Source organism: Tolypothrix sp. FACHB-123, from assembly GCF_014697075.1.
Lineage (GTDB): Bacteria > Cyanobacteriota > Cyanobacteriia > Cyanobacteriales > Nostocaceae > Aulosira.
In genome coordinates, this window is record NZ_JACJRE010000012.1 from 13,552 (window position 1) to 38,701 (window position 25,150).

Annotated in this window: 21 protein-coding genes; 7 read left to right on the forward strand and 14 right to left on the reverse strand. The window is 42.4% G+C overall.

Translation table 11 applies throughout. The annotated features are described in order from the left end of the window. Positions 1–236 precede the first annotated feature (236 nt). Both H6G41_RS10660 and H6G41_RS10665 read right to left on the reverse strand, forming a co-directional pair. Positions 237–1,130, reverse strand: a complete 894-nt coding sequence (locus H6G41_RS10660) for an aminoglycoside phosphotransferase family protein (RefSeq protein WP_190746170.1) — start codon at positions 1,128–1,130, stop codon at positions 237–239. After that, complete coding sequence (locus H6G41_RS10665; protein ID WP_199316125.1) at positions 1,111–4,929, reverse strand: PAS domain S-box protein; 3,819 nt, start codon at positions 4,927–4,929, stop codon at positions 1,111–1,113. The genes H6G41_RS10660 and H6G41_RS10665 overlap by 20 nt, the downstream gene beginning before the upstream one ends. On the opposite strand from H6G41_RS10665, the gene H6G41_RS35725 reads away from it, so the two are divergent. Further along, the gene (locus H6G41_RS35725) at positions 4,928–5,053 is read left to right on the forward strand and encodes a hypothetical protein (RefSeq protein WP_277878090.1); all 126 of its coding nucleotides are present in this window, start codon (positions 4,928–4,930) and stop codon (positions 5,051–5,053) included. The two genes, H6G41_RS10665 and H6G41_RS35725, sit on opposite strands and share 2 nt — an antisense overlap. A gap of 292 nt (positions 5,054–5,345) precedes the next feature. Here H6G41_RS35725 and H6G41_RS10670 read toward each other — a convergent pair whose 3' ends face one another. Then, on the reverse strand, positions 5,346–6,323 hold the full coding sequence (locus H6G41_RS10670) for a carbohydrate kinase (RefSeq protein ID WP_190746172.1): 978 nt from the start codon (positions 6,321–6,323) through the stop codon (positions 5,346–5,348). A gap of 353 nt (positions 6,324–6,676) precedes the next feature. Between H6G41_RS10670 and H6G41_RS10675 the strand changes: the two genes are divergently transcribed. From H6G41_RS10675 to H6G41_RS10690, 4 genes are all read left to right on the forward strand, one after another. Then, a complete protein-coding gene (locus tag H6G41_RS10675) occupies positions 6,677–6,940 on the forward strand; it encodes a helix-turn-helix transcriptional regulator (RefSeq protein ID WP_096603268.1) in 264 nt (87 codons plus the stop codon). 546 nt (positions 6,941–7,486) lie between these two features. Further along, positions 7,487–8,194, forward strand: coding sequence for a DUF6391 domain-containing protein (locus tag H6G41_RS10680; RefSeq protein ID WP_190746173.1), 708 nt, complete (start codon positions 7,487–7,489; stop codon positions 8,192–8,194). A gap of 129 nt (positions 8,195–8,323) precedes the next feature. Beyond that, positions 8,324–9,322 carry a glycosyltransferase gene (locus tag H6G41_RS10685; RefSeq protein ID WP_190746174.1) on the forward strand — a complete coding sequence of 333 codons (999 nt, stop codon included), beginning with the start codon at positions 8,324–8,326 and terminating at the stop codon, positions 9,320–9,322. Between the two features lie 379 nt (positions 9,323–9,701). Further along, on the forward strand, positions 9,702–11,636 hold the full coding sequence (locus H6G41_RS10690) for a DUF1565 domain-containing protein (RefSeq protein ID WP_190746175.1): 1,935 nt from the start codon (positions 9,702–9,704) through the stop codon (positions 11,634–11,636). Positions 11,637–11,933: 297 nt separating this feature from the next. Here the strand turns inward: H6G41_RS10690 and tkt are convergent, their stop codons facing one another. The 3 genes from tkt to H6G41_RS10705 form a co-directional block, all read right to left on the reverse strand. After that, on the reverse strand, positions 11,934–13,946 hold the full coding sequence (tkt, locus tag H6G41_RS10695) for a transketolase (protein WP_190746176.1): 2,013 nt from the start codon (positions 13,944–13,946) through the stop codon (positions 11,934–11,936). Positions 13,947–14,283: 337 nt separating this feature from the next. Further along, positions 14,284–15,531, reverse strand: a complete 1,248-nt coding sequence (gene fabF, locus H6G41_RS10700; protein ID WP_190746177.1) for a beta-ketoacyl-ACP synthase II — start codon at positions 15,529–15,531, stop codon at positions 14,284–14,286. A gap of 157 nt (positions 15,532–15,688) precedes the next feature. Further along, positions 15,689–15,940 carry an acyl carrier protein gene (locus tag H6G41_RS10705; RefSeq protein WP_190746178.1) on the reverse strand — a complete coding sequence of 84 codons (252 nt, stop codon included), beginning with the start codon at positions 15,938–15,940 and terminating at the stop codon, positions 15,689–15,691. Between the two features lie 298 nt (positions 15,941–16,238). On the opposite strand from H6G41_RS10705, the gene H6G41_RS10710 reads away from it, so the two are divergent. Continuing rightward, positions 16,239–17,144 carry a CoB--CoM heterodisulfide reductase iron-sulfur subunit B family protein gene (locus H6G41_RS10710; protein ID WP_190746179.1) on the forward strand — a complete coding sequence of 302 codons (906 nt, stop codon included), beginning with the start codon at positions 16,239–16,241 and terminating at the stop codon, positions 17,142–17,144. Between the two features lie 151 nt (positions 17,145–17,295). Here H6G41_RS10710 and H6G41_RS10715 read toward each other — a convergent pair whose 3' ends face one another. The 6 genes from H6G41_RS10715 to H6G41_RS10740 form a co-directional block, all read right to left on the reverse strand. Then, complete coding sequence (locus H6G41_RS10715) at positions 17,296–17,799, reverse strand: Hsp20/alpha crystallin family protein (RefSeq protein ID WP_190746180.1); 504 nt, start codon at positions 17,797–17,799, stop codon at positions 17,296–17,298. Between the two features lie 210 nt (positions 17,800–18,009). Continuing rightward, the gene (gene lpxD, locus H6G41_RS10720; protein WP_190746181.1) at positions 18,010–19,053 is read right to left on the reverse strand and encodes a UDP-3-O-(3-hydroxymyristoyl)glucosamine N-acyltransferase; all 1,044 of its coding nucleotides are present in this window, start codon (positions 19,051–19,053) and stop codon (positions 18,010–18,012) included. A gap of 132 nt (positions 19,054–19,185) precedes the next feature. Beyond that, entirely contained in the window at positions 19,186–19,743 is a 558-nt protein-coding gene (locus H6G41_RS10725; RefSeq protein WP_190746182.1) for a hypothetical protein, read from the reverse strand. After that, positions 19,734–20,567 carry a DUF692 domain-containing protein gene (locus H6G41_RS10730; RefSeq protein ID WP_190746183.1) on the reverse strand — a complete coding sequence of 278 codons (834 nt, stop codon included), beginning with the start codon at positions 20,565–20,567 and terminating at the stop codon, positions 19,734–19,736. The genes H6G41_RS10725 and H6G41_RS10730 overlap by 10 nt, the downstream gene beginning before the upstream one ends. Positions 20,568–20,572: 5 nt before the next feature. Further along, on the reverse strand, positions 20,573–21,541 hold the full coding sequence (locus H6G41_RS10735; protein ID WP_190746184.1) for a TIGR04222 domain-containing membrane protein: 969 nt from the start codon (positions 21,539–21,541) through the stop codon (positions 20,573–20,575). A gap of 206 nt (positions 21,542–21,747) precedes the next feature. Continuing rightward, a complete protein-coding gene (locus tag H6G41_RS10740) occupies positions 21,748–22,539 on the reverse strand; it encodes an ion transporter (protein ID WP_190746185.1) in 792 nt (263 codons plus the stop codon). Positions 22,540–22,630: 91 nt separating this feature from the next. On the opposite strand from H6G41_RS10740, the gene H6G41_RS10745 reads away from it, so the two are divergent. After that, the gene (locus H6G41_RS10745; RefSeq protein WP_190746186.1) at positions 22,631–23,056 is read left to right on the forward strand and encodes a nucleoside deaminase; all 426 of its coding nucleotides are present in this window, start codon (positions 22,631–22,633) and stop codon (positions 23,054–23,056) included. A 55-nt stretch (positions 23,057–23,111) separates the two neighbouring features. Here the strand turns inward: H6G41_RS10745 and H6G41_RS10750 are convergent, their stop codons facing one another. Both H6G41_RS10750 and H6G41_RS10755 read right to left on the reverse strand, forming a co-directional pair. Further along, the gene (locus tag H6G41_RS10750; RefSeq protein ID WP_190746187.1) at positions 23,112–23,774 is read right to left on the reverse strand and encodes a response regulator transcription factor; all 663 of its coding nucleotides are present in this window, start codon (positions 23,772–23,774) and stop codon (positions 23,112–23,114) included. Beyond that, a complete protein-coding gene (locus H6G41_RS10755; protein WP_190746188.1) occupies positions 23,771–25,006 on the reverse strand; it encodes a sensor histidine kinase in 1,236 nt (411 codons plus the stop codon). Before H6G41_RS10755 ends, H6G41_RS10750 begins: the two co-directional genes overlap by 4 nt. Positions 25,007–25,150: the final 144 nt, after the last annotated feature.

Below are 25,150 nucleotides of genomic sequence, written 5' to 3' on the forward strand. Positions count from 1 at the left end.
CTTTATATTTCTTGATATTCAGGACTTATGCAAATGGCATATAACTTTAAGTTTTTATTATACCCCTCCGGGGAAGCAAGCTAGCAAGAGCGTCCCATAGAGAAGAGAGGACTTTAGTCCTAAAAATCAGGGATAGAGGCGCTGACTAGAGAAGAAACTTTCATTTTTTTGCGAAACTTGGATTACTCCTAAGATTTTCTCGTTCAAAGTTTTGATGTTCATATATTGTCGTTTACTTAACCTTGGCGTTGACGAAACCATTGCAAACGTCCTTCAAACCGTTTCCAGCTTTCGGGGTGTTGTTGTCCCATAACATAGTTCCAGAGGATGGTTTGAAATGCGCGTGCCTCAATAAAGATATCTAATACTTGAGTATCAATATTTATGCCATAGCTTTTGAGTGCAGCATCAGCTTGCTCTACATGTTCGCCAAAAACCCGTGATGGCGCAATCAGACAGGCAAGATCCCAAAAAATCGGTGCAATAAATGTATCTTCCCAGTCAGCCCAGAGCACACCTTGAGTTGTATTTAATACATTCGAGAAGTTAGAGTCGCCGTGAATGGGTTGCATGGGTAACTGCAATTGCTGGAACTGAGTTTTGATGCTTGCGTTCGCTTGTTGTAGCATCTCTGCATCTGCGGGGCTGAATACTCCCTGGCTAGATAATTGAGCGAAAATCTGCTCTGATTCTGACAAAGCATCAAAAATAGGCAGATCGTCATCAAAATCGATTAATGCTGAGTGACAATCACGCAAAGCCCGTCCTACAGCGGTTGGCTCGGCTGGATCAGCTAATTCTTGGACAAATTCCCAAAAGGTCAATACTAAACCGTTATGGTGATACAACCTCAGTGTTATTACTGTGCTAGAAGGTATAACAGGTGCGCAGGCTATTGCGAGGTGGCTGGCGATCGCAATTTCTCTTTTTAGCCAGGTATCACCCTGACGGACTGTGCCTGTGGTTGTCGCTACCCTCGCTACCACGGGACTGGGGCTTAGATGCACCAGTAAATTGCTCCGATCTGCAAGAATAATTGCTGTATCAAATTTAATGAACTGCTGTTCGGCAACCTCACATACAGTCTGTACCGCAGCTTGCACGTTAAATCTATTCACCATTGCCGCCATGATTTAAACTAGTCTGGATTACCCCAACAACCGCGTCTATCAGCACTTCTGGCTCCACTGGCTTAGATAGATGGAGTTGAAAACCAGCAGCCAAAGCCTGATTGCGATCGTATTCGCTAGCGTAAGCAGTCAGCGCAATGGCAGGTATTATCCCTCCTTGTGCTGGTGAAAGTTCTCGTAACTGTCGCATCAGCATATACCCATCCATTTCTGGCATACCAATATCACACAGCAGCAGATCAGGCAGGGATTGCGTTAAAATTGTTAATGCTTCAGCTGCGGAAGTAGCTAAAGTCACATTTGCACCATGCTGGGTGAGAATAAATTCTGCTAAATAACCCATATCAGCTTCATCATCTACGACCAAAATGCGCAGACCTGTTAGGTTTACAGATAGGTTCGCAGGTTGAGCGTCTGAAGAGAATTCGGAGTTGATGCTTGTGGCTGGTAACAGAACTGTAAATGTCGCACCTAAATCTTCCCCTAGACTCTGGGCTGCTACTGTACCCCCGTGTAGCTCGACAATCTGACGGGCGATCGCTAGTCCTAAACCCAATCCACCAAATTTCCGGGTTGTGCTGCTATCGGCTTGGCGAAAATACTCAAACACATGAGGTAAAAAGTCTGCTTTAATACCTTTACCATTATCAATCACTTGAATTTGCACTCGGCTGCCAATTTCTTGTAAATTTACTGTTACTCGTCCGCCCTCTGGTGTAAATTTAATGGCATTAGAAAGCAAATTCCAGACAACTTGTTGCAGGCGATTGGCATCTCCGAATACAGTTTGCTTACCAGGTTGCAGAACTGTTTGAATGTGAATAGATTTACTATTAGCAGCTAACTCTACTGTCTCTATGGCTCCTGTAATTACTTCTATCAGATTCACAGGAGCTGTATTCAGGCTAAGTTTACCTCGCAACATCCGAGAAATATCCAGCAAATCTTCAATGAGTTGGGCTTGGAGTTTGGCGTTGCGCTCGATTGTCTCTAATGCTTGCTGGGTTTTTGTGGGCGATAATTTTTGTGTTTGCAGTAACTTTGTCCAACCCAGAATGGGATTGAGGGGCGATCGCAATTCGTGAGAAAGTACCGCGAGAAACTCATCCTTTACCCGGTTCGCCTGTTCCGCCTCGGCTCTAGCTTTGCGTTCTGCTTCATACAACTGGGCGCGGGAAATTGCTTGAGCACATTGACGGCTAATTGCCAAAATAAATTGGCGATCTTCTGGTGTTAGTTGCTGATACTCGGTGAAAGTTAGGGACATTCCCCCCACCGATCTACCTTCAGCCACTAGAGGTAGGGACATCCAGGCGCTGGTATCATATTTGCTGTAATCTTCAGCTAAATGAGGATAGCGGATAACTCTTTGCGCCACGGTTTCCATCCATACTGGCTCCCCAGTTCTCACCGCTTCTGCTAAGGGAACAGCACTATTAATGGAAAATCGTCGCCAAGATTCTAATAACTGACTTTCATAACCGATAGCTTTGATAATTTCTAGCTCTGTTCCATCTTCGCTGACTAACACCACCATTGCAGAAGCCGCTTCTAATACAGCCATACTTTGTGCCACTATGACCTCTACTACTTGCACAGGAGTGAGAGATTCAGATAGGGCGGCTGTGACAGTTTGTAAGCGGGCGGTGCGATCGCAGGCGATTTCAGCTGCTTGTCTTGCTTGTTGGGCTTGCTGATAAAGACGAGCATTATCAATCGCGATCGCCGCTCGCCGTGCTAAATCTTCAGCTAGAGTTAAATCCTTGTGGGAGTAATGACGATTAGACTCGGTAAAGATGAAGGAAATGCTGCCAAAAACTCGCCCCCGTGCTTGTAAAGGCGAAATAATAGCTGATTTTAACCCCAATTCCCGTAAAATTTCTAAATATTCAGGATCGGGAATGGCTGCACTTAACTGCTCATCGGTAATCTGGCTAGCAATTTGACTCTGCCCGGTTTGCATCACCTGAGAGATACCATAGCTATCAGCTAAGTTGCGCGGATAGCTTTGAGCTACTTCCCAGCCTAACTTCACCTTTTGCGGATCGCTATGGGCAACAGCAACACGGCTAATCATGCCATCATCATTGAGTAAATCGACGCTACACCAATCTGCAAAGTAGGGCACGGCTAAATCGGCAACGCTCTGAAGCGTTTGTTGGTAATCTAATGAAGATGCTAGAACTGCACTCACTTCTGCTAAGAAAGCTGACTGTTGTTGTGCGGCTTCGGCGGCTGCACGGGCTACTTGTTCCCGTACTAGTTGCACTCGTTTTTCCTCAGCTTGTTGGCGATCGCGTAATGCGGCTTGCTGCTCAGTGATATCAAAAAATGACGCTACCACTGCATAAGGCTGATGGCTATTTACATGAAATAGGGGGCGCGTGTTAATCGAAATCCAGGTTAAGCTGGCGTCAGGTTTGTGAATGCCCATGATGATATTCGTTTGGGCTTCTCCCGTGCGCAGCGTCACCATTGCTGGGTGTAGTTCCCCAGGGAATGGAGAACCATTTTCATACACAGCACGCCAACGGGGATCGAGAGATGTACGCCCCATCATTTGATCGGCTGTTAAACCTAAAATTTTCTCCGCACTGGGATTGCAGGTAAAAATTTCACCATCAGCGTACTGTAAGACGATGCCTTCAGCAGCAGCTTCAATGACGGAACGATATCGTTGTTGGGATTCTTGCAGTGCGGCTTCTACCTGCTTGCGCTCAGTAATATCACTAATAGCAGTAATGACGCTAATAATTTCCCCTGCGGCATTAAATAAAGGTGAAGCATTAATCGACAGAATCGAGGTTGTACCATCAGCGTGGGCGATCGCGTGTTCAATTCCATAAACTGCTTTGCCAGTAAGCATTACCCGCACAAAAGGCAGTTCAGCTTCGGGAAAAGGTTGCCCAGTAATCGTGGTAATTGACCAAGATGGATCGTTGTATACTCGTTCAGTAATCCCGCTATTGGTTAATTTTAAAATTTGCTCGGCTGCTCGATTCGCACCAATAATTTTGCCGACAGAATTGAGAATGACAATACCATCAGGAATTGTCTGAAAAATACTTGATAGTCGCGCTTCACTTTCGCGTAGGGCATTTTCTATCTGTTGGCGATCGGTGATATCGTGCATCACCACCACCGCACCTTGTTTTTCACCCTGTAAATTGGCGATCGCTTGTCCATGTGCCAAGAGAATCTTTGGTATTCCTTGCTTAGGAATAATCATCATCTCCACGTTATCAACCTGCTCCCCTTGTAATGCACGAAATAGGGGAATATCGCTTGTCTTCATGGGTGTTTTCCCATCGGGCAAGTACAGATTGTAATATTCTGCCCATTGCTCTGGTAGCAGCGGTTGTGCAGGCAATCCATGAAAAGCTCGCGCTGTTTGGTTAAATAACTTTAATTGTCCGTTAGCATCACAAGCTACGATTCCCGCTTGGACGTTATCTAGCAAAACGTTGAGAAAATCTTGTTCTTTGCGTAGTTTGGTTTCTAAATCTTTTTTATCTTTAATATCTAAGAAATAGACTAATAAGCCAGTGGAAATTGGCACCAGGCGCACCTTTAACCAGCGCTTAAAAGCTGGATAAAACTCTTCCAACTCAATGGGTAATTGTTTACTAATTGCTTGCTGAGAATATTCATAGAGATTGCTCGTCGCCTCTAAGGACAATACATCCCATAATGTTTTATTGAGCAGATTCTCTGGTTTGATTCCCAAGAGGGCTTCTACTTTATTATTAACAGAAATCGCACGCCATGAAGTGTTTATTTCTATTAACGCTTCTGCCATGTTTTCTAACATCGCTTTGGAGCGTTCTTCTACAGATCGATCGCTCGCTGGGGATGGCTGTGGAGACAGTTCAGAAAATGGTTTCTGTGGATTGAATATTTCTGGGCGATCGCTGTTCAGATGAGCCTCCTTTATGCAGGCAATACTGTCACCTACCGAAAATAATTTAGCCTATCACTAAATTAACAATGGTTGATATGAGTTTATCTGGTTCCACAGGTTTAGAAATAAGCTAATGCACATCTAAATTACATAACTACTAATAAGGGCTGTTAAATGTTGACTGTTGACCGTTGACACTCAGCAATCAACAGCCCTGATAATGGATTGTGCAACTTAAAAGCAGAATAGCTTATGTTGTTGGAAACCAGCCGTCCCGCATCAGCAGTAAGTGCGATCGCCGGAATTTCTCTACCTTACAGTTGATGGGAAGCGAGAAAAGCATCAACTTCAGCCGCAGTTGGTTGCGAAGCGATCGCTCCTGGTTTAATAGTCGTTAAAGCACCTACAGCACTGGCATAAGTCACTATACTTTTGGCTGTTTCTGCATTTTCTAAGTTTTTAATGCCATGCTGAAGTAGCTGGTGAATAAACCCTGCTAAAAAGCTATCTCCCGCACCAGTTGTATCCACTACAGGTATAGAAAATGAGGGTAGTTTACCTTCATTCTCAATTAAGCAATAGGCACAACCGTTTTCGCCATCTGTGACTAGCACTCCTTCCAGGGAAGCGGCTCTATAAGTAATTGCTCCAGGGTCGCTAGTATCAAATAGCCATTCAGCTTCTTCTTTAGAAAGTTTAACAAAATCAACTTTCTTCAATATTTTCTCAATTTTTTGCCGAGCAATCTGATGATCGTGCCAAAAGACAGGACGCCAATTCACATCAAGTAAAATCTTGAGATCGTAATATTCTGCTAATTCCAGGGCGCGGTGAATTGCTTGTTCGCTATCTGGATAAGCTAATTCCAAAGTACCCAAAACCAAAAAATCTGCCTCTTGAAATAAAGAATCAGGCAATTTTTCGGCTTTAAGATGCGTATCGGCAAATTCAGTGGTATCATACTTGCCAAATCCGGCAAAAGTGCGATCGCCTGCCAGATCCCTAGTCACATAAACTAGTCTTGTTGGGGCTGTATGATGGCGTTGCACCCCAATTGTATCTACACCTATTTCTTGTAAAAGGTTTACCAATTTATTCCCTGGTTCATCTTCACCAACAGCTCCGATAAAACCCGCTGGTGTCCCCAGTTTTACTAAAGCACAAGCCACGTTAGCTGGCGCTCCTCCTGGGTAAGGAGTCCAAGACTGAACTTCTTCTAGCTTTAGCCCCAATTGATCGGCTAAACAATCAAACAAAATTTCACCGAGACATAAAACGCGGGAATTGCTCATTTCATTTTAGAGTTTCGATTTGGGAGGAAGATTTTCCAGTATAAAATCTACAATAATCTTGGCTATCTGTCGCCAGTCCTTCATAGAATGAAATAGCAATTTTTGCTACTAATATTCAGGTGTATATAGTTGCGCCCCACTTTTTATTGCATCGGTAAAAAGGCTGATTTGAATTATAAAATGGTAGTATTTATTACTGGCATTTTGTTAATTTCAGCACTATGAAGCAAAAATAAACAGAAAATAATGGCAATTGTAATGCTGATAGCACGGAAAATGCCTGCCAACAGAAGAATCTTCTAGAATTAGAGAGAGCGATTAAGTACATATACCAAGGGAGGATAGAATAAGTCATGGCTGCTGGCGAGTCTCAGACCCCTGTTAGTCTGTCAGACAGAGAACTGCAAATTATCGACTTAGTGGCCGCTGGCTTAACTAACCAAGAGATTGCAGGAAAACTGGAAATTAGCAAACGCACAGTTGATAACCATATCAGCAATATTCTCACTAAAACTCAGACGGAAAACCGAGTAGCGCTTGTGCGCTGGGCTTTACAGTGGGGCAAAGTCTGTTTGAATGATGTCAATTGCTGTTCTCTGCCTAACCATAATGATTAGACAAGTTGCTAGTCAGGACGCGATCAATGGTGTTGAATTAGGACATCATTGATTGCGTTATCACATTCAAGTTCTTTTGGTTTACAGCCTAGGCAAATTTGACGCTTAACTAAGTGTTCTGCTCTTCACGCCTTTATTTCATCAGTGTGAACTTCTACCACCAACTTTTTAAGCGTCGAAGTCAACCAATTTTGGATTTTGGATTTTGGATTGAGCCAAGCAGTAGGTTACTTGGCTCAAGGATATTAAATTTTGGATTTGTTCTGCTCCAGGCTGTTTATGAACCAAAAAATCTAAAATTGGCTATCTAAAATCTAAAATTGGCACTTTCAGGCAAAAATTAGCAATATGGGCGGCTCATGCTCGTCCAAGGGACTGTTTTCACTATCGGTAAAACGTTTTCTCGACTTTACCGATAGGAAATCTCCCGGAAATGCATAGGGTATTTACTCAAATATCAATAAAAATTAGCAATAATATATTGCCGCAAGCGCTACATTTGAAAGAAATCTATGTTGCTCCATCAGTTTGGGGAGCAGTGTTCCTATGAATACTTCTGCTTCTTTTCAAAGTGGCTCCTCTCCCTTTGATTTTTTCAACTTTGATTTGACGGTTCCTATCTCAGAAAATTTTACCAACGTAGCAGATCCAACTGCTGCGGGGAATTTTTCCCAATCCACACAAGATGCTGATCTACTCAGACAGCTATCATTTATTCCCGGATTGAAAGAAATTTTGCTCCTGCGACAAGTTCATGCCCTAGAACATGCTACTGTTTGGCTCCTGGGAGAATCAAACAGTACCTTTACTCAAACCAGAGACGCCAAGAATATTCAAGTTGATAACGAATTATTAAGCGGCTTGTCTACAGAACAGGGATTTTACCTTTATGGTGAAGTGAATATCAGTGATTTACGCCGAGCAGTCACTCTTGCTTTACATCGCCTAACGAGTGGCGAATGGGATTTAGCTATCCATCCCCGCTGCGGTACTAATTTATCTGTAGCGATGCTGTTAACAGCTGGACTAGCTATGGGCGTGCATTTGTTGTTACCATTTCGACCAATTGAACAACTGATAGGTTTAGGATTAGCCGCGACAACAGCAGCAGAACTGTCACCAGATTTAGGTTTTATGGCCCAGCGCTACATCACAACCGCCATCCCCTTTAACTTGAAAATTGAACAAATTATCCGGACAAGAGACGTTTGGGGACGGGAGGCGCATTTTGTGAAGGTGAATTGGCAAGAATAGGATCTCAGCTGCTGGCTGCTAGGGAATATTTGCCTAGTATCTGTTCTGCTCTGCCCAGCGGTATTTCTATTAATATAGTGACTTACCGTTATGCGATCGCGCGATCGCGCCTTTTCAGAGAGTTAAGTCATGAGAAAGCTGTATTTTTTACTTCCGGGAACACAGGGTAAATTTGCCTGTGGTGGTCTGTGGGCAGAGTTAAAAACACTTAATTTAGCTCAACAAATTTGTACCGCTGAGGTTGTTACTTATCGGCAACGAGAAACAGGTAAACTGTTTCTTGACGATGTGCTGCAAGCAAAAAAATTAGATGATGTAATTTTTGTGATTAATTGGGGATTTGACATCCCGAAACTAGCAGCTAAGATTAAGAACCATAATGTTATCTATCATGCTCACAGCGCCGGTTACAAATTTCGCTTACCAGCTAGTATTCCCATCATTACTGTCAGCCGCAATACAATGGGATATTGGGGGCAAAAATCTCCCAATGCTTTGATTTATTATTTACCTAATCAAATTAGTAACGAATTTAAAAATTTACATCTAGAACGAGATATTGATGTTTTAGTTCAGACCAGAAAATCTTCAGAATACTTAATGAAATCATTAGTTCCCGCATTAGAAAAAAAATGTAAAGTATTCGTTGTTAATTCCTTTGTGGAAGATTTACCTGGACTATTCAATCGCGCCAAGATTTATCTTTATGACTCTGCTGAATATTGGGCACAAGAGCTTGTAAGTGAGGGATTTGGACTCCAACCAATGGAAGCCCTTGCCTGTGGCTGTCAAGTCTTCTCTAGTGTTAATGGCGGTTTATCTGATTACTTAGATCCGGGTTTTAATTGCCATAAAATTGCTGGATATTCCCAAGAATTTGATATCCAAAGAATTTTAAAAGTTTTGGAATCCCCAGTCAATGTCACTTTATCTGAAGATTTTTTTGCCGAGTACCGTTACGACAATATTATTAAACGGTTCCGAAGTATTCTGACAGAATTAAACGAATTTTTCGATAGTAGAATTCAGCATCCACAAAATATCCCCGATTTGACAAACATACGTCTTGCCAAATTAATGGCAAAGAATATATACCGTAAGGTGCGTAAAAAATATTTTCAAGGATAACTAAATTACCCCTTTTGACTAATATCTTTCTGTATTTTTCATAACCGTAGGGTGGGCACTGCCCACCACAAATAAATCAGAGTTTCAGCAAAAATTAATCATACCTAACTGAGAAAAATTTTAATATTAATTCTTTTATACAAATCATCACCAAATTGTCCAACTGAGGGGTTAGACCTATCATTCGCCAAGTGTAGGTTAGATTACGCCTAGTTTCACCAAAATCTTGTATCTTTAACAGCCCAGCAAAAAATTTTCTCAATTTTGCGGAATCTATCATCAGACTCTGGAAGTCAATGTTGCAATTTAATTCTTAGCAAATGCTACCTAATTAAATAGTTAGCGTTAGTATATCTATGTCTTTTTTCGCAGTATAAATATGGCACAAGATTTTTACGTAAATCCAGGGTCTGGCAATGATAGCAATGTTGGTAGCCAACAAGCTCCCTTCAAAACCATCGCCCGCGCTCTTAAGGCTGCTACACCAGGTAGCAAAGTCCAACTAGCAGAAGGTAATTACAATACCACTACTGGTGAAGTTTTTCCCCTAACCGTTCCATCTGGTGTAACAGTAGTAGGTAACGAAGCTAACAAAGGTAGCGCTATTGTCATTGAAGGTAGCGGTAACTACCTCAGCCGGACATTTGCTGGACAAAATGTCACCTTTGTGATGCTGAATGAATCACAGCTACGGGGAGTTACTGTAACAAATCCAGCTACTCGTGGTTCTGCTGTTTGGGTGGAATCAAGTACGCCAACTATTGCCAATAGCACCTTCATTAATTCCAAACGCGAAGGAGTGTTTGCAACTGGGGATGCAAATCCTGTAATCCTCGGCAACATCTTTTCAGAGAATGCTGCTAATGGTGTTTCCATAGCTAAAAATTCCAAAGGCGAAGTTAAAAGTAATACATTTTCCAAAACTGGTTATGGTATCGCCATTAGTGATGCAGCATCTCCCACAATTGTAGATAACAAAATTTCTGAAAACCGTTCTGGGATTGTTATTTCCGGTACTGCACGTCCCATTCTGCGTAATAATGTCAGCGAGAAAAATACAGACGATGGTCTAACAGTAATTGCTAGTGCCTTCCCAGACTTAGGTAGTATCAATAATCCTGGGGGTAATATTTTACGCAATAATGGTAAGTTTGATTTGCAGAATGCTGGTAGCAACAAGCTGGTATCTATAGGAAATCAAATCGATCCATCTAAAATATCTGGCAGCATTGAGTTTGCTTCTACACCAACCCCAGGCGGACAAACACCAACCCCAGGCGGACAAACACCAACCCCAGGCGGACAAACACCAACCCCAGGCGGACAAACACCAACCCCAGGCGGACAAACACCAACCCCAGGCGGACAAACACCAACCCCAGGCGGACAAACACCAACCCCAGGCGGACAAACACCAACCCCAGGCGGACAAACGCCAACCCCAGGCGGACAAACACCAACCCCAGGCGGACAAACACCAACTCCAGGTGGACAAACACCAACCCCAGGTGGACAAACACCAACCCCAGGTGGACAAACACCAACTCCAGGCGGACAAACACCAACCCCAGGTGGACAAACACCAACTCCAGGCGGACAAACACCAACCCCAGGTGGACAAACACCAACTCCAGGTGGACAAACACCAACTCCAGGTGGACAAACACCAACTCCAGGCGGACAAACACCAACTCCAGGTGGACAAACACCAACTCCAGGTGGACAAACACCAGCACCCGCTGACTTGACAGACATTGCTAATCATTGGGCGGCGGCGTTTATTCGAGAATTAGTCAAACAGGGGATAGTTAGTGGTTTCCCCGATCGAACTTTTAAACCTGATGCAACAATGACTAGGGCACAATATGCGGCCTTATTAGTAAAAGCTTTTAACCCTTCCCCAAATCGTGCAGCCACCAAATTCAAGGATGTAGCAGCAGATTTTTGGGCGGCTAAAGTAATCCAGCAAGCATATCAAGGTTTATTTCTCGCAGGTTTTCCTGATGGTACCTTCCAACCCAACAAAAATATCCAGCGCGTACAAGTGATAGTTTCTTTGGTAAATGGCTTGGGATTATCTGGTAATACTACCACTGCTTTCAAATTTGATGACCAAGCCAAGATTCCCGACTACGCCAAGGATGAAGTCGTCAAAGCCATAGACAAGCAAATTATCGTTAATTACCCCAATCCCAAACAACTCAACCCTACCCGCGATGCTACACGCGCTGAGGTAGCGGCAATAGTTTATCAAGCTTTGGTAGATGCCGGTCGTGTAGCGGCGATTAACTCGCCTTATATCGTAGTTGGTTAGTTTATATACATAGCCGATAGGTTAAAACCTGCGGCTATGGAAATTTAAGGGCGGGATTTTTCCCGCCCCTACAGAATTCTCAGGTTACGGCTGTTTTAGACAGGCTAGTAGGAATATAAGGCAACAGCAATCTCAAAATTAGTTTCAATAGGGGCACAGCAATGCTGTGTCCTATTGTGTATTTCAACCAAACGAGAACGCTATATTTAAATTGGTATAATTATCAACCTAAATCCTAAAAAAAAGGCGGGCAAGATGCCCACCCAAAAGAAAATAAAGAGAATATTCTGTTGCTAATTAACCCAACAATGCTTTAGCTTTAGCTAATACATTCTCAACGCTAAAGCCAAACTTCTCTAAACATACGCCGCCAGGAGCAGAAGCACCAAAGCGATCAATGGCTATAACATCGCCTTCGGTTCCGACATACTTGTGCCAGCCGAAGCTAGAACCAGCTTCTACAGCCAAGCGCTTGGTGACAGCTTTTGGTAGCACAGATTCTCTGTAAGCTGCATCCTGTGCTTCAAACAAATCCCATGCAGGTAAGGAGACAACACGGACTTTCTTACCTTCAGCAGTCAGCTTTTCAGCAGCAGTGACAGCAAGACTGACTTCTGAACCGGTAGCAATGATGATCAGATCTGGTGTCCCTTCGCTATCTACTAATATGTATCCACCCTTGGTGACACCTTCAATTGATGAACCTGCCAAGTTGGGGACATTTTGACGGGTGAAAGCTAACAAAGTCGGAGCATTTGCTTTTGCTCTTTCAATTGCTACTTTGTATGCACCGGAAGTTTCAGTTCCGTCTGCGGGGCGGATAACGGTGAGGTTAGGAATAGCGCGCAGGGAAGCCAGTGTTTCTATCGGTTGGTGGGTGGGGCCGTCTTCACCTTGGCCGATGGAGTCGTGAGTCATTACCCAAATACTACCGGCTTGGGACAAAGCGGATAAGCGGATTGGTGCCCGCATGTAATCTGAAAAGATGAGGAAGGTAGCACCATAGGGAATTAAGCCAGAACCGTGCAACGCTATACCATTGACAATTGCACCCATACCATGTTCCCTTACTCCATAGTGGATGTTGGGATTTTGGTATTGTCCTTTTTGGAAATCGCCCTTACCCTTAAGTTCGGTTAAGTTGGAGTGGGTTAAGTCGGCGGAACCACCAATTAACTCTGGTAAAACTGCTGCTAGTTTGTTTAAGCAGGTTTCTGAGTGTTTGCGGGTGGGTAATGCTTTGTCTTCGGGGGTGTAGGTAGGTAGTACCTTATCCCAACCATCAGGCAGTTTACCGCTGATGTAACGCTCAAATTCAGCTGCTTCTTGGGGATACTTAGCTTTGTAATCAGCAAAGGCTTTATTCCACTCAGCTTCGTAGGCTGCACCACGCTCAACAGCTTTGCGGGTGTGGTTGAGAGCATCTTGGGGAACTACAAAAGGTTCGTATTCCCAGCCCAAATTTTTCCGAGTCAAAGAGACTTCATCTGTACCTAAGGCAGCACCATGAACGCCCGCGGTGTTGGCTTTGTTGGGAGAACCGTAACCGATGGTGGTGGTGACTTTAATCATCGAAGGCTTGTCAGTAACAGATTTGGCCTCTTCGATGGCTTTGGCGATCGCTTCTAAGTCAGTGTTACCTTCTTTAACATGGAGAACGTGCCAACCGTAAGCTTCAAATCGCTTAGAAACATCTTCGGTGAAGGCAACATCTGTAGAACCATCAATAGAGATGTGGTTGTCGTCATACAGAGCGATGAGTTTGCCTAATCCCAAGTGTCCCGCAAAGGAAGCAGCTTCACCAGAAACACCTTCCATGTTACAACCATCACCCAAAATCACGTAAGTGTAATGGTCAACAATTTTGGCATCGGGCTTGTTATATTTAGCTGCTAGGTGTGCTTCAGCGATCGCCAAACCAACGCCATTGGCAATGCCTTGTCCTAGGGGGCCGGTAGTAACTTCTACACCAGCAGTCATAAAGTTTTCGGGGTGTCCGGGGGTTTTGGATTCCCACTGCCGGAATTGCTTGATGTCCTCAATGGTTACACTGTCGAAACCATATAAGTAGAGCAGGGCATACTGCAACATGGAGCCGTGCCCAGCAGACAGGATAAAGCGATCGCGGTTAAACCATTTGGGATTCTTGGGGTTAAACCGCATAAAGCGATCCCATAGTACAAAAGCCATTGGAGCAGCGCCCATCGGCAGCCCTGGGTGTCCCGATTTTGCTTTTTCTACGGCATCAATAGCCAAAAAGCGAATCGAGTTAATAGATAGTTCTTCGAGGGATTGGGTTGCAACAGCCATAATCTCTTGTTTTTAACGACGGGTTAGCACTCTTGGTAGCTCACTTACCGGGGAGGCAAAAAGCGAAAAAAGCGTTGTTCGGTTTCCGGACAAGCTATTTTTCCAAACCGGGATGGGGATTTTCTTCCCACTTGATTGCCTTGTTCTTTTGACATTCCCCCTATCTTTATCATCCCACTCCCAATTGTTGATGGACAAGCGGGATTTTTGGTGATGACGGTGATAAATCCAGCTAATAATTGGGTTGTGTTGAACCCTTGTTTTAGTTGGAAATGATGTTGATGATACGTTTACCACCAATTTTCGTCTCAGCGATTAGCTAATGTCTGGGGAATTTTTAAACGTATTTCTTAAAGGCTAGCGTGACATTGTGACCGCCAAACCCAAAAGAATTAGATAATGCCACATTAACTTGTTGAGTGCGGCTCTTGTGCGCAATATAATCCAGGTCACAATCTGGATCGGGATTTTCTAAATTTATGGTTGGTGGAACTCGATCGTTGGCAACCGCCAGTACTGTAGCTACGGCTTCAATACCGCCAGAACCGCCCAAAAGATGACCTGTCATCGATTTGGTAGAGCTGATGGCTATGTTATGAGCACTATCGCCCAAGGCTTTTTTCATCGCCGCCGTTTCTGTGGAATCATTTGCTGGGGTGCTGGTGCCATGAGCATTGATATAGTTCACCATTTCTGGGGTGAGTCCCCCATCTTTCAGCGCTAGTTCTATGGCTCTGGCTGCTCCCAATCCACCAGGGACTGGGGAGGTCATGTGATATGCATCACAGGTCATCCCATAACCGACCATTTCTGCATAAATGCGAGCGCCACGACTCAATGCGTGTTCTAGTTCTTCTAGCAGCAAAATTCCCGCACCTTCACCCATGACAAACCCATCGCGATCGCGGTCAAAGGGACGGCAAGCATTAGCCGGCTCATTACGAGTGGAAAGTGCCCGTGCGGCAGCAAATCCTGCTACACCCAAGGGTGTAATTGCCGCTTCGCACCCGCCACAAATCATGGCTTTGGCATACCCCCATTGAATTTGGCGAAAAGCATCTCCTATGGCATTAGAACCAGCTGCACAAGCAGTTACAGAGCAGGAATTGGGGCCTTTAGCTCCGGTATGAATAGCTGTTAATCCGGCTGCCATATTGGCGATCATCATTGGGATCATGAACGGACTACAGCGATCGGGGCCGCGGTTTAGGTACACTGTTTGCTGGTCTTCTAAAACCTTCAGTCCACCAATACCAGAACCAATAATTACACCAACTTGTTCGGCATTCAGTTCATGAATATCTAAACGCGCGTCAGCTACAGCTTGTTTTGCAGCCGAAACCCCAAACTGGGAGAATCGATCCATGCGCTTGGCGTCTTTGCGCTCCAAGTATTCGTGTGGGTCAAAGTTTTTTACCTCACCAGCAATGCGGCAATCGTGTTTAGATGCATCAAAAGCGGTGATGTAGTCAATGCCATTACGACCACTTAACAATCCTTCCCAATACTGTTCTGGTGTATTGCCAATCGGTGTAATCGCGCCCACACCAGTTACCACAACGCGTTTACGTTTATAATCTGTCATGACTCAGTTAAAGGTGGCGAAAAAGCAGCAAAAAAGGTGACTAGTGAATAGGGAATAGGCTTCGGCTACGCTCAGCCTAAAGGGGTTAGGGGCTAGGAACTAAGGAATGGAGTTTTTCCCGATCCCCAATCCCTAATGCTCGATCCCTAATTGCTTTTCAGGCAGATGCAGCAGCTTTTTCCTTGATATAATTCACTGCATCTTGAACCGATAAAATCTTTTCAGCGGCTTCATCAGGAATTTCAATATCAAATTCTTCTTCAAAAGCCATTACCAGTTCCACAATATCTAGGGAATCAGCTCCCAAATCGTCAATAAATGTGGCTTGTGGTGTGATCTTCTCAGCGTCAACACCCAGTTGTTCGATGACGACTTTCTTAACTTTTTCCAACACTTCGTCTTGGCTCATAAATATAAAGTCCTTAACCAGTTGCTATGATCTGCTCTTTATAGGCGACATTGTTTTGAGCATATACATCTTATCGGAAAGCGCGATCGCCCGTATACTGTCGAGAGATTTTCTGACTATATAGGTTATGGGCGGCGCTATGCGATGGCATACGCTGTCAACATGTGTCTTTTTTGCAATTCTTACTGATTTTTTTTACAATGTCCAAACTCGGATACATAGCCTTGCAAGCTACACTGGCAAGGGAAGATCAATAATTTATTGTTGAGAGCTGTTGCCCTCAACCAAATATACTTCTATGCTATCTCAAACACTAAGATACGCTTACTTTCCTGGTTGTGTAGCTCAGGGTGCTTGTCGGGAACTTTACCAATCAACTCAAGCCTTAACCCAAGCACTAGGTATTCAACTAATTGAACTGAAAAAAGCAGCTTGTTGCGGTTCTGGCACTTTTAAGGAAGATTCCCAACTGTTAGAAGACACAGTAAATGCGCGGAATATTGCTTTAGCAGAAGAGTTAAATTTACCTTTACTTACTCATTGCAGCACTTGTCAAGGTGTGATTGGTCATGTCGATGAACGCCTCAAAGAATGTCAAACAAAAAAACCAGAATACATTCAGCAAGTAAATGGTTTGTTGGCGAAAGAAGGTTGTTTACCTTATCGCGGAAGTACAGAAGTTAAACATCTTCTTTATGCTTTGGTAACTGATTACGGTTTAGAAGAAATTACTAAACGAGTTAGCCGCAAGTTAACTGGATTAAAATGTGCGGCGTTTTATGGTTGTTATCTTTTGCGGGCGCAAAAATCTATGCCCTATGACGATCCTTATCGCCCAGAAGCAATGGAAAATGTTTTTCGGGCAGTGGGTGCAGAACCCATTTATTATCGAGGTCGGACTCAATGTTGTGGTTGGCCGTTAGCTAGTTACGCGACTACCGAATCTTTTAAGATGGCGGGGACGCATATTCAAGATGCTATCGCTGCTGGTGCTGATTGTTTAGTTACCCCTTGTCCTTTGTGTCATCTCAATTTAGATTCGCGTCAACCAGAGGTAGAAAAGGTAATTGACAAGAAACTGGGTTTACCGGTGTTACATTTACCCCAGTTAATTGCTTTGGCTTTAGGAGTTAGACCAGAAGAATTGGGTTTAGAACGTCACATTGTTTCGACAAAACCAGTGTTAGAAAAGTTAGGATTTTAATCATTAATTGAATTGATTTTGTGATATCGATTCAATTAATGATTGTGACATATGGATTGTCGCAAAGGGTGGGGGAAAACCCGCCCCTACAAATTAACCCCGGCTTATTGAATAAGTCGGGGTTATTAATGCAGCTAATTCTTAATTAGAATTAGGAATTACTATCAGACCAAACATCATTTTTTACTGCTGAATCAGCAGGTGCGATCGCACCTTGACTATCTGCCAAATTAATTTTGACTACTTTCTTTTTGACTTCTTCTACCTTAGGTAAGGTTAATGTCAAAATGCCATTCTTAAATTCGGCTTGTACACGATCGTTTTGGATGGGCACAGGTAGATTGACAATCCGTTGGAACTTTCCGTAGCGGAACTCTGAACGGAAGAAACGTCCTTCTTGATTTTTGGTTTCTTGGCGAGTCTCACCAGCAATAGCAACTGCTTCTCTAGTTACATGAACATCTAGGTCTTTGCCTTCAATTCCAGGAATTTCAGCTCGTAAAATTATGCTATCGTTGGTATCTTGCAATTCAATCGCTGGTGTCCAAGCTTGAGTAATTTGTGAGTTAACTCCTGCTAGTTCATCAAACATTCTATCCATTTGACGGCGGAGAGTTTCCATTTCCGAGAAGGGTTGCCAACGTACTAATGCCATAACGATAATAACCTCCAAACAAACAGTAGTAATAACTAAATTTGGTTAATTAATTAGTAATTGAGAAGGAAAAAATTGCAGAATTTAGAATTATTTATTTGGTGTGGCTTTGCTCGATCGCCTATGTTTATATATTGGCTGAAACCCCAAATTTAGTTATTAGGGGAAACCCTACTTATGGTTGTAGTGCTTCCCCGAATGGTTAACTTCTCACTTGGGTTCTTGACGTTGGAATTGTTTCACCAATTTATAAATTTCTGGCAGGCGGTTATAAATCGCCGATACTTTGAGATATAGTTTGTGGGGAATGGCGGGAGTACCAGAGACAATTTCCCCAGGTGCGACATCGTTGTGAATTCCCGCTTGCGCCGATGCGATCGCACCGTCACCAATTTTCACTTGATTGGCTATTCCTGTTTGTCCAGCCAGAATCACGCGATTACCAACTTGTACGCCTCCAGCCATCCCAGCTTGACCAGCGATCGCACAACCAGAGCCAATTTTGCAACCGTGACCAATTTGCACTAAGTTGTCAATAATGGTATCGCTGCCTACCCGTGTTTCTCCCACAGCAGGACGGTCAATGGCGGTATTACAACCAACTTCTACCCGGTCTTCTAAGACAGTGTAACCGGATTGTTCCATTTTTACCCAACCAGTACGGGTAGGCACATAGCCAAAACCTTCTGCACCAATAACAACGCCACTATGAATCACGCAATCCGCACCAATTTGGCTGCGTTCGTGGATGGTACAGTTAGCATGTAAGGTAGTGCGATCGCCAATGGTTACATCTGGATAAATGACGACATTCGGATGAATAATCGCCCCATTGCCCACTTTTACCCCGGGCTGAATCACTACATGGGGGCCGATGTAAACATCGCTACCAATTTCTGCTGTCGGGTGAATCACAGCCGTAGGATGAATTTCTGGACTGGGGCGGTATGGTTGATAAAAAAGTGCGATCGCTTTTGCAAATAACAAGCGCGGTTCTTTTGTAGCTACCCAGACGATATTTCGCTCTTGCGCTTGCATCTGTAATTTTTCGTCCTGAGGCAAAATCAACGCACTCGCATTAGTTTTACCCACCCAGAAACCAAATTTTGGCCCTTCTACATAGCTGAGATTCCCAGGAGTCGCTTCATCAATCGCTGCTAACCCTGTAATCTCTGGATCGTGGTTTTCGTTAGCGGTAAGACTGCGATCGGTAACAATGTCACCAAGTCGGCTCACAATTTCGCTGAATTTCATCTTATTACTTTAAGAGTCATCTAAACAAAGGCAAGATAATTGTCGCTCTTTGTTAGCCATATGTTCATTATTTATACTGAATTTTGGGCATTGGGCATTAGTTACTTCCCCATTTCCTTGTCCCCTAACTCCCTACCACCAGCGCAAAGTATGATGTAAGCGCGATCGCTCGTTTAACCGCCACCAAATTGCTAAAGTTAATTGGCGAGAAATCTTTTCTGTAGTTCCCAGCTTGTCAACAGGGTAAAAAAACCAGCACACCCGCAAACAACGCGGAGAATCATAAGCTAACAGCCAAGTTTTTTCATAACGAACTAAATCAGCTATCCAAACTGGTTCTATCTTCTGGGTTTGGATGAAGTTAGCAAATGCGATCGCATCTAGGCGATGTTTCTTGATACCTTGGGGTATATAAGTTTCCGCATATCGCCAAAATAAATCGTTGAATTTTTTCCCGAGAACTTTTGCTGTACGTGGTAATAGTTCGCGCACTTCTCCTAACCGCTTCCATTTGAGAGAATTCGCAAACATATTTACCTGTTGGCTAGAAATTGCAGCTAATTCCTGTATCTGTAATTCAGTTAATCCCAACTCTGCGCCCACACTTTGCGGATTAGCAAAAAAACGCTGTCTCAATTGCGAATTAGTATACAGTTGGGCTAAAACTTGCTGTGTTTGTGCTAACCCCATCGCTGATGACTCCTACCGATTTCTCTAGCTTGTTGTAGTTCTCCCACTAATTCGCTAAATAATGGCAAATTTTCATCTCTTTCCAAGACAATCCCTTTGACTGGAACCTGAGCAACAACTTTATCCATCAATTGCCAAACTTCCATCGGGGTTGATTGAGAATGACTGTCAATCAATACACCATCATGCCAATGTCCGCCAACAAAATGCAACTGAACTATCCGTTCTAGAGGTAATTGACTGAGAAAATCATCCACGTTATAGCCGTGATTGACAGCATTAGTATGCAGGTTTGTCACATCTAACAGCAAGCCACAATCAGCGCGTTCTACTATTTCCGCTAAAAACTGCGCTTCTGTCATCTCCGCACCGGGAAGCGTCACCATATAAGTGATATTTTCCACAATAAACGGCACCTCAATCCAACGCCGTACCTCAGCGATATTCCGACAGACAACTTCCACTGCTTCTTGGGTATAAGGTAGGGGTGATAAATGTCCGATATCCACCCCACCAGCTTGAGTAAAACAAATATGTTCGCTCCACCAAGGTGGGTTAAGCTGTTTTACTAGTGCTGCTAGTTTCCGCAAATAATCTACATCCAAACCTTCCGCACTACCCAATGACAAATTAATAGCATGGGGAATTATCGGAAAATGCGCCGCCAGCAATTCTAATTCCTGTTGTTTGTGCCAAGGTGAATCTAGATAATGTTCAGCAACAATTTCCAGAAAGTCTACTTGCTGGCGGTTAAGAAACAAATCGCTTTTAAATGGTTGGCGAAAACCTAACCCCGCGCCTAAAGTTGGAAGTTGAGACAACATTGTTTTTAACCTCCGCAACCACCGCCACAACCACCACAACCGCCACCGCAGGAACTCCCGCAGGAACTCCCGCTACTACAGGAACTACCACTGCTACAGGAACTAACGCTACCGCAACCGCTACTGCTACATGAGCCACCGTTAGAGTTGCTTTGTCTGCTATTTGTGGAAGCGAATCTTGTAGGAAAGAAAATTTTGTAATATGAGTCGTAGGTACTACCAGCTAATGATTCGACACCAAATAGTGCGACGACCAAGTTATAGTCAAATGCAGAAGGTAAGCTATATTTTACCTTGGTTTTTGATTCAGCAAAGGTTTGTTGCAGTTGTTTGAGGTAGGCTTCACCACGAATACTTAAACGCGATCGCCTACTCGCAAACCATATAATAAACATAATTGACAGGACAGCCATCACAATCAGAAACCCTACATTATGCCGTCCTTTTCCTAAAGCGATGAAGAGTTTATACGCCCCTAAACTCAAAATTATTGTCGCTGCAATCAAGCCAACTTGAATATTTGCTGCTTGCCATTTTTGAGCATATAGTAATTGCTCATTGTCTAACTGCTCTTCGTAGATTTGGCAGTAAGACTGCACTTTTTCAGCGATTGATTCTATAGATTTAGTTCCTGGATTAGAAGAAAAATTAGTCAAAACCTCACGTTCTATCTGCTGTAGATCCGAAAAATTATCATTTGCTGTGCGGATAATTAATTGTTCAGAAACTTGTAAATAATCCCTCTGAATTAAATTCAAAATTGCTACTTTTACAACTTCTACGGCTCCCGAACGCAAGTAAGCAATTTCGTAGGGATCTGGTTGACTGGGAATTAACGGTAAAGATTGATTTTTTGTGGGATCTTGTACAAACCATCCACAGACGATTGCGATCAAGATAATAACACTGCCATACAACAGTAGAAAATCCGGCCCGTACATATCTGCTATAGGATTATGTAGCAAGGCATCCATAAAGTTTACTCCCGATTGGCATCAATCAACTTCTGGGCTGGCAACAAAAGCCCTATGTTTATTCACGCTGATATATTTCTACAATTCCATTCCCAACCTTTACGGAAACATTCTAAGATACTGTTGACTGTTGCCGGTTGATTACTTGTACGGGCGGGTTCACAAATATCCTCAACGATCAACGATGATTCTCAATAAACCCGCCCCTACTGACTATTAACAATCGGTAACTTAGCCCCACAACTTTTACAAAACCGCGCATCTGCATCGTGAAAAGCTAAACCACAATTTGTACAAATAGTTTCTACTTGATTAGCAGTTTTTACCAATCGCTTAATTAAATCCCCAACTTGCCAAGGTATTAAAGCAATCCCTGTCAAAATCATAAATACTGTTAGCCAACGCCCTAATTCTGAAGCTGGTGTGACATCACCAAAGCCCACAGTTGTCATTGTCACAATTGAGAAATATAAGGCATCTAAAAAAGTTGCAAAACCTTGAGGATTAACTGGATGTTCAACTTGATAAATTAATCCAGAGTAAACAAATATAATTGCAAATAAAGTAAATAATATCCTAGCAAATATTACCCCATCTTCAGTACTTATACTACCAAAGAAGAACCTTTTATCAATAAATCTAATTAACCTTAAAATTCTAAACCATCGCAGCAAGCGAATAAAGCTCAGATCTACTGCTCCCAGAAAAAAAGGTAAAATTGCTATTAAATCAATAATTGAATATAAACTCAAAAAATACTTAACCTTATTTTCCGCACTCCACAGCCGCAAGACATATTCAACAACAAAAATTATAAAAATAGCAGTATCGACAATATTTAACTGAACCCGAATATTATCAGGAATATTATAAGTTTCTGCTACAAAAATTCCTGATGATAACAACACCAATCCCGCAATAGTCAAATTAATTATTTGACCGATTGGTGTCTCTATATCTGTTAAGTAAAATTCAGTTTTTTCTCGACTAAGTAACATATTTAACAATTAGCTATTTTTCCAACTTGCGTAGCATAACATTGAAAATACGGTATTCTTAACTAGGATATTTCGCACCCCCCACACTTATATGCAACCTGAAGACTTTATGCATTTAGCAATAACAGAAGCCAAAAAAGGAGATTCCCCTTATGGTGCAGTTATTGTCAAAGATAACGAAATCGTTGCCGTAGGTCATAATACTGTAAGACGAGATAACGATCCATCGGCTCACGCAGAAATCAATGTTATTCGTAGTTTAACAGCTAAAATTAAAAAGCCTGATTTAACAGGTTATACCATCTATACCACTGGCGAACCTTGTCCGATGTGCGCTACAGCTTGCGTTTGGAGTGGTGTATCAGAAATTGTCTATGGTGCTTCAATTCAAGATTTGATTTCTGTGAATCAATCACAAATTGATATTTCTTGTGAAGAAGTTATCTCTAAGTCGTTTAGAAATATCAAAGTAACTAAAGGTATTTTAAGAAACGAATGTATGAAATTATTTAAATAAATTTCTTTTCTACTCTATCTCTCTGCGCCTCTGCATCTCCGCGTGAAATAAAAAATTAATCAGACTCATTTAAATAAGATAAATATGTATTAGCAAAAATTGCTGCTTGAGTGCGATCGCGTAAATTTAGCCGATTTAACATATTTGTAACATGGTTCTTCACCGTCCCCTCAGAAATGTAAAGTTGTTTAGCAATTTCGCGGTTACTTGCACCTTGCGCAATTAACCGTAAAACCTCTTTCTCTCTCGGAGTTAATTCTGCCAAGCTGGGTGGTGTAGGTGGTGATTGAGTTGCTTCTAAACTGGGAAACTGAGTTAACAGTTTTTTGACGATTCCTGGGCCTAATTGAGTATAACCTTTATCCACAGCACGAATAGCTTCAGCTAATTCTTCTGAAGGGGTATCTTTCAATAAATAACCCATCGCGCCATTTTGTAGCGCAGCTTTGACATATTCATCATCGTCAAAAGTAGTTAATACTAAAATCTTAATATTACTAAACCGCTTTTGAATTTCTCGCGTAGCCGCAACACCATCCATAATAGGCATTCTCATATCCATGAGTATTACATCTGGCTGTAATTGCTCAATCAAATTCAGCGCCATTTCCCCATTTTCAGCTTCTCCAACTATTTCTAAATCTGCTTCCAGTTCTAATAATGCTTTTAATCCTTGACGAATTAAATTTTGGTCATCTACCAGTAAAACTTTAATCATTTATTCAACCTAATTTGTGGGATATCAACTATAATTTTACAACCATGTCCAGGATTACTGATAATATTAAATACACCACCCACAGCTAAAGCGCGATCGCGCATACTCTGCAAGCCAAAACCAGTAGTATTTTGCCGAAAATCAAAGCCTACACCATTATCCTGCACAATTAAACGTAAATTTCTCGGACTTTCTTCAATTTCTATCCTAACTTCTGTTGCTTTCGCATATTTAGAAATATTCGTCAACGATTCTTGGAGAATGCGATAAATCGTAGTTTTCAGTTCATTAGACAGAGAAATTTCTAAATTAATGACACAAATTGGTGAAAAACCATTTGCATGTTGGAAATCTTCTAATAATCCGGGAATCGCCTGTGCTAAAGTTTTCTCTTGCAAAGGATGAGAACGCATAGTAGACACAGACTGCCGCACATCTTGTAAAGCTTTAGAACCTAATTCTTTCGCTCTGACTAAAAAACTCTGAGCTTTACTAGGATTAGATTGGGAAAGTTTTAAAGCAGTTTCTAACTGCAAATTTAAAGCAGTTAGTGAATGTCCCAAAGAATCATGAATTTCCCGCGCAATTCGATTTCGTTCTTCTAACGTTGCTTGATTTTCAATCCTCACAGCATATTGACGGAGCTTCTCATTTGCCAGCGCCAATTCTTCCCGACTTTGACGTTCAGATAAAACAGTATTCATCAATAGTAAAACGAAAATCAAACTTAACCCAAATAATAAAGATAAACTCAAAGTAAAATATTGAAAGCGTTCTAAAGCTTGCGGTGATAGCGGAAAATTGTGTAAGCGCCGTTTGAGTGTCAGCAAAAATAAAATAAACGAAATAGCCGTGACTACCAAACGTCCTGGTAAATTAAAAATTAAGCAACTGCGAGTAACTAAAATAATATAGATAAAAGGAAATAAGCGCGAAATTCTGCCACCAATAAAACCAGTAATTAAAATTAAAAATATTTCCGCAGCAGTATAGATAACTTTCATGATTTGACTACCAGTTGGTAATCTTAAACCCATTAAACCAAAAATAATCAAACAACCAGTAGAAATAACTAAACTTTCTGGTGTGGGTTCTGGAAATCTAGCAGCAAATCGCGGTGGTGGTGAGGGATTTGGCATCACAGCCGTTATGGTAGCGATCGCTAATAATATCCACTCTAAATAAAGTAAAAATTTAAAAGGGTGATTGTGAAATTGGATAGAACGTTTCATATAGGTAATTTGGCGTAAATATATATCCTTAAGGCAGATTCTACCCTCTGCCTTTCTGCATTCAGGAATTTTCTAAGCCTAGTTTAAATTACCTTGATTGACTAGTATTATTGCTCACAAATGAATAATGACTAAAGTCATGGT

Bases quoted from the DNA above. Each gene is read 5' to 3' on its own strand.
- H6G41_RS10660 (WP_190746170.1), bottom strand. From the start codon at position 1,130: ATGGCGGCAATGGTGAATAGATTTAACGTGCAAGCTGCGGTACAGACT.
- H6G41_RS35725 (WP_277878090.1), top strand. From the start codon at position 4,928: ATGTTTTCTAACATCGCTTTGGAGCGTTCTTCTACAGATCGATCGCTC.
- H6G41_RS10665 (WP_199316125.1), bottom strand. From the start codon at position 4,929: ATGGCAGAAGCGTTAATAGAAATAAACACTTCATGGCGTGCGATTTCT.
- H6G41_RS10670 (WP_190746172.1), bottom strand. From the start codon at position 6,323: ATGAGCAATTCCCGCGTTTTATGTCTCGGTGAAATTTTGTTTGATTGT.
- H6G41_RS10675 (WP_096603268.1), top strand. From the start codon at position 6,677: ATGGCTGCTGGCGAGTCTCAGACCCCTGTTAGTCTGTCAGACAGAGAA.
- H6G41_RS10680 (WP_190746173.1), top strand. From the start codon at position 7,487: ATGAATACTTCTGCTTCTTTTCAAAGTGGCTCCTCTCCCTTTGATTTT.
- H6G41_RS10685 (WP_190746174.1), top strand. From the start codon at position 8,324: ATGAGAAAGCTGTATTTTTTACTTCCGGGAACACAGGGTAAATTTGCC.
- H6G41_RS10690 (WP_190746175.1), top strand. From the start codon at position 9,702: ATGGCACAAGATTTTTACGTAAATCCAGGGTCTGGCAATGATAGCAAT.
- tkt (WP_190746176.1), bottom strand. From the start codon at position 13,946: ATGGCTGTTGCAACCCAATCCCTCGAAGAACTATCTATTAACTCGATT.
- fabF (WP_190746177.1), bottom strand. From the start codon at position 15,531: ATGACAGATTATAAACGTAAACGCGTTGTGGTAACTGGTGTGGGCGCG.
- H6G41_RS10705 (WP_190746178.1), bottom strand. From the start codon at position 15,940: ATGAGCCAAGACGAAGTGTTGGAAAAAGTTAAGAAAGTCGTCATCGAA.
- H6G41_RS10710 (WP_190746179.1), top strand. From the start codon at position 16,239: ATGCTATCTCAAACACTAAGATACGCTTACTTTCCTGGTTGTGTAGCT.
- H6G41_RS10715 (WP_190746180.1), bottom strand. From the start codon at position 17,799: ATGGCATTAGTACGTTGGCAACCCTTCTCGGAAATGGAAACTCTCCGC.
- lpxD (WP_190746181.1), bottom strand. From the start codon at position 19,053: ATGAAATTCAGCGAAATTGTGAGCCGACTTGGTGACATTGTTACCGAT.
- H6G41_RS10725 (WP_190746182.1), bottom strand. From the start codon at position 19,743: ATGGGGTTAGCACAAACACAGCAAGTTTTAGCCCAACTGTATACTAAT.
- H6G41_RS10730 (WP_190746183.1), bottom strand. From the start codon at position 20,567: ATGTTGTCTCAACTTCCAACTTTAGGCGCGGGGTTAGGTTTTCGCCAA.
- H6G41_RS10735 (WP_190746184.1), bottom strand. From the start codon at position 21,541: ATGGATGCCTTGCTACATAATCCTATAGCAGATATGTACGGGCCGGAT.
- H6G41_RS10740 (WP_190746185.1), bottom strand. From the start codon at position 22,539: ATGTTACTTAGTCGAGAAAAAACTGAATTTTACTTAACAGATATAGAG.
- H6G41_RS10745 (WP_190746186.1), top strand. From the start codon at position 22,631: ATGCAACCTGAAGACTTTATGCATTTAGCAATAACAGAAGCCAAAAAA.
- H6G41_RS10750 (WP_190746187.1), bottom strand. From the start codon at position 23,774: ATGATTAAAGTTTTACTGGTAGATGACCAAAATTTAATTCGTCAAGGA.
- H6G41_RS10755 (WP_190746188.1), bottom strand. From the start codon at position 25,006: ATGAAACGTTCTATCCAATTTCACAATCACCCTTTTAAATTTTTACTT.